Raw genomic sequence first — 3636 nt, forward strand, 5'->3', positions numbered from 1 at the left:
TCATCACCCTGGCCAGCCAGTACGGCACCGAGGAGTTGCGCCTGGAGCAGAGCACCCTGATCATCACCATCCTGCTGGTGCAGTTCCTCGCCTTCGGCGGCGCGTTGAGCCTCGGCGCGTTGGCCCGGCGCATCGGCGCCTGGAAGACGGTGCTGCTCAGCCTGATCCTCTGGATCGGTGTGATCATCGGCGCGTTCCGGCTGCCGGCCGAGGCGCCGGTGCCGTTCATGATCCTCGGCGCGGCCATCGGCCTGGTGCTCGGCGGCAGCCAGGCGCTGAGCCGGTCGCTGTTCAGCCAGCTCATCCCGGCCGGTAAGGAAGGCGAGTACTACGGCTTCTACGAGATCAGCGACAAGGGCACCAGTTGGCTCGGCCCGCTCGCCTTCGGGCTGGTGTTCCAGCTCACCGCCTCGTACCGGGTGGGCCTGGTCTCACTGCTGATCTTCTTCGTGGTCGGTTTCCTGCTCCTGGCCGCCGTGCCGATCCGCCGCGCCATCGTGGCCGTGGGCAACACCCCACCCCGGGTGCTCTGAGCACGCGTCCCGGACCAGGCAGATCAGGGGCGGTCGATCGGCTAGGCTGCCCGACCGTGACTGACGACGCCGCCACCGTCCCGACCTGCCTGGCCCACCCGTTCCCCGGGCAGCCGCACGCCCCGGCCGGGTGTGCGGCCGCGCGTGGGCTCGACGGGCGTCCGGTGCACGCGGCGGCGTTGAAGTTCTTCTGGGGGCCGATGGACTGCGGCAAGTCCACGATGGCGTTGCAGATGAACTACAACCACGCCCGGCAGGGCCGGCGCGGGCTGGTCACCACCCGCATCGACCGGTCGCTGGGACCGCAGGTCACCACCCGTATCGGCCTGGCCCACGAGGCCATCGAGGTCACCGACGACCTGGACCTGCGGGCCCTGGTGCGCGGCCGGTGGGCCGACGGGGTACGCGTCGACTACCTGATCTGCGACGAGGCGTGCTTCTACACCGTCGAGCACGTCGAGCAGATGGCCGAACTGGTGGACAGCTACGACGTCGACGTCTTCGCGTTCGGCCTGGCCACCGACTTCCGGTCCTGCCTGTTCCCCGCCGCGCAACGCCTGTTCGAGCTGGCCGACGAGGTGGCCCGCATCCAGGTCGAGGTGCTCTGCTGGTGCGGCCGCGAAGGGCTGCTCAACGCCCGGGTCGTCGACGGGCAGGTCGTCCGCGAGGGCGCCCAGGTCGTCATCGGCGACACCGTCGACACCGCCGAGGTGCGCTACCAGGTGCTCTGCCGCCGCCACTACCGCAGCGGCGACCTCGGTCCCCGAGACTGAACCACCGGCCGGCTCAGAACGCGGTCACCGCGCGAGCGCCAGGGAACGGCGCCGGTCGGTCAGGATCACCGCCACCGTCACCACCAACGCCGCCGCGGCGCACCCCGCGACCGGCGCACCCAGCGCCACACCCACCGGCATCAACGCCAACAGCACCACCACCGCCGTGACCCGGCTGATCGGCAGGGCCCGCCACAGCAGCGCCTTGTAGGCGGCGTGCCCGGCCAGGAACAGGGCCGGTCCGCCGAGGGTGAGCAGCACGTCGACCGTGGCAGCCGGGGCGCCGGGTTCCCGCAGCAACCGCTCGTCGGCCGCCGACGCCACGACGACACCGGCGACGATCACCGGGTGCAGAAAGTTGAACGCGACCCGGCTCAACGCGCCGGTGCGCTCTCCGGCGTGGGCGATGACCTCCGTGGCGGCCGGCGCCGAGCGGGCGAAGTACACCCACCACAGCGCCACCGAACCGCCGAACGCCAACAGGAACGCCCCGGACGTCACCAGGTTCACGTGTGACGTGAGGGTGCTGCCGGTGACCAGGATCGACTCCCCCAGCGCGATCAGGACGAACGCCGCGCACCGTTCGGCCAGGTGCCCACCCTCCACCATCCACCGCTCGGGTCGGCTGCGTCCCCGCTTCGGCAGCGGGTAGCCGAGCGAGAGGCCGACCACCTCGATCACGATCACCGCCGCCCACACCGCGTCCCGGGCGGCCCCGCCGACCAGGCCGCCGAGGACCACGAGCACCGACGTCCCGGTGATCCACGGCAGCGACTGCTGAAATCCGGCCACCAGCCACGGACTGCCCTGCACCGCCCACAACGCGAACAGTGTGCGGCCCACCTGCATGATCACGTAGACCAGCGCGAAGAGTGGACCGGTCGAGCCGAACGCGTCCGGGATCGCCGCCGACAACAGCAGGCTGCCCAGCGCCATTCCGATCAGCATCGTCCGCACCGGCCCCTGGTCCGGTTGCAACCAGTTGGTCAGCCAGGTGGTGTAGACCCAGACGAACCACACCAGCGCCAGCAACAGGCCGGTACGGGCGGCGCCCCGCCAGTCCAGGTGCGCGAGCAGGTAGTGCGACAGCTGGGTGATGGTGAAGATGAAGACGAGGTCGAAGAAGAGTTCCGTGGAGGTGGTCGGCTGCACCCCCTCACGTGGTCGCAGCAGTTGCGGGCGTACCGGGGTGGCGACCGGGGGCTCAGAACGGGTCACCGCACACCCGCCAGCCGCCGTCCTCGCGGACCACCGGCAGGCGACGTTCCTCGCTGAGCCCACCGTCGCGGGTCACCTTCACGGTCACCGTGCCCTGCGGTCGCCCGCTGCGGGTGGCGACGGACACGTCGGTGATCTCGTAGTCGGTGACCATCGGTGGAGTCCGCACCCAGCTGGTGAAACCGATCGCGCTCCACCGGCTGCGGGCGTCCGCGCAGAGCCGCTCGTACGCCCGGTCGCTGTCGCCCAGGGTCACCTCGTTGAGGAAGCCGTCGGCGGTCTCCCGGATCGGGCCGGCGGCCTGCCGGACGGTCTGCAGGTTCCAGGCGCCCAGCCCGGCCACCCCCACACAGCACAACGCCACGCCGAACCCGGCGAACGCCAACCCGGTGCGCATCGGGCGGTGACGCCGGGCCGGTCGACTCCACTGTTGGCCGGCACCCACGACTACCGACCGTAGAGAACACGGTCGCACCGGGGTACGACAAGCCGAAAAATCGGGTCCGGGGCTCACCCTGTTCGCGGCGGCCCCGCATCGTCTACCGTCGGCGCACACCCCCGAGCAGTGCCAGGAGCCGATCGATGAGCCGCTTCGTGCAGCCGGTACCACCCCCCGTCGACCCGTACGCCGGCGATGGCCTGCTGCGCTCCTGGCTGGAGCGTCACCTCGGCCCGGGCGGGCACGCCGCCGCGAAGGGCCGCCTCGCGGACCTGGCCGCCGACGTCACCGGGCCGCTGCGCGCGGCGCACGCCGACGCCGAGGCGCACCCGCCGACGCTGGTCCGCTACGACCCGTGGGGCGCCCGCGTCGACCGCATCGACACCTCCGCCGGCTGGCAGGAGCAGCGCGCCGCCGCCGCCCGCCACGCCGTGGTCGCGCTGCCGTACCTGCCGGACGCCCGGGGCACCTGGGGTGCCGCCGCGCGGGTCGTGCAACACGCCCTGCTGCACCTGTACGGGCCGGAGTCGGCGACGTTCTCGTGCCCGGTGGCGATGGCCGACGGGGCGGCGGCGCTGCTCAGCATGCCCGACGTCGACGCCACGGTCCGTGCCGCGTGGCTGCCCCGGCTGATCTCGACGGACCCGGCCACGGCGATCACCAGCGGGCCGTG

Annotated in this window: 4 protein-coding genes and 1 pseudogene; 3 read left to right on the forward strand and 2 right to left on the reverse strand. The window is 72.1% G+C overall.

The features are described from left to right. Both KBX53_RS26065 and KBX53_RS26070 read left to right on the forward strand, forming a co-directional pair. Positions 1 to 533, forward strand: a 533-nt coding sequence (locus KBX53_RS26065; RefSeq protein WP_210862154.1) for an MFS transporter, incomplete at its 5' end; no start/stop codon positions are given. A gap of 164 nt (positions 534 to 697) precedes the next feature. Beyond that, the gene (locus KBX53_RS26070) at positions 698 to 1306 is read left to right on the forward strand and encodes a thymidine kinase (protein ID WP_245233484.1); all 609 of its coding nucleotides are present in this window, start codon (positions 698 to 700) and stop codon (positions 1304 to 1306) included. A gap of 24 nt (positions 1307 to 1330) precedes the next feature. Here the strand turns inward: KBX53_RS26070 and KBX53_RS26075 are convergent, their stop codons facing one another. Together KBX53_RS26075 and KBX53_RS26080 are read right to left on the reverse strand one after the other, a co-directional pair. Further along, the gene (locus KBX53_RS26075; RefSeq protein ID WP_210862156.1) at positions 1331 to 2524 is read right to left on the reverse strand and encodes a low temperature requirement protein A; all 1194 of its coding nucleotides are present in this window, start codon (positions 2522 to 2524) and stop codon (positions 1331 to 1333) included. Then, positions 2511 to 2921, reverse strand: coding sequence for a hypothetical protein (locus KBX53_RS26080; RefSeq protein ID WP_051708088.1), 411 nt, complete (start codon positions 2919 to 2921; stop codon positions 2511 to 2513). Before KBX53_RS26080 ends, KBX53_RS26075 begins: the two co-directional genes overlap by 14 nt. A 185-nt stretch (positions 2922 to 3106) precedes the next feature. On the opposite strand from KBX53_RS26080, the pseudogene KBX53_RS26085 reads away from it, so the two are divergent. Then, positions 3107 to 3636 (forward strand): annotated as a pseudogene (locus KBX53_RS26085) (hypothetical protein); the annotation flags it as partial.

It is taken from the genome of Micromonospora sp. M51 (assembly GCF_018070305.1).
In the GTDB taxonomy this organism is placed as follows: Bacteria; Actinomycetota; Actinomycetes; order Mycobacteriales; family Micromonosporaceae; genus Micromonospora; species Micromonospora parva.

What these genes read in the sequence shown, in the direction of transcription:
- KBX53_RS26080 (WP_051708088.1), bottom strand. Translation starts at nt 2,921, where the DNA reads ATGCGCACCGGGTTGGCGTTCGCCGGGTTCGGCGTGGCGTTGTGCTGT.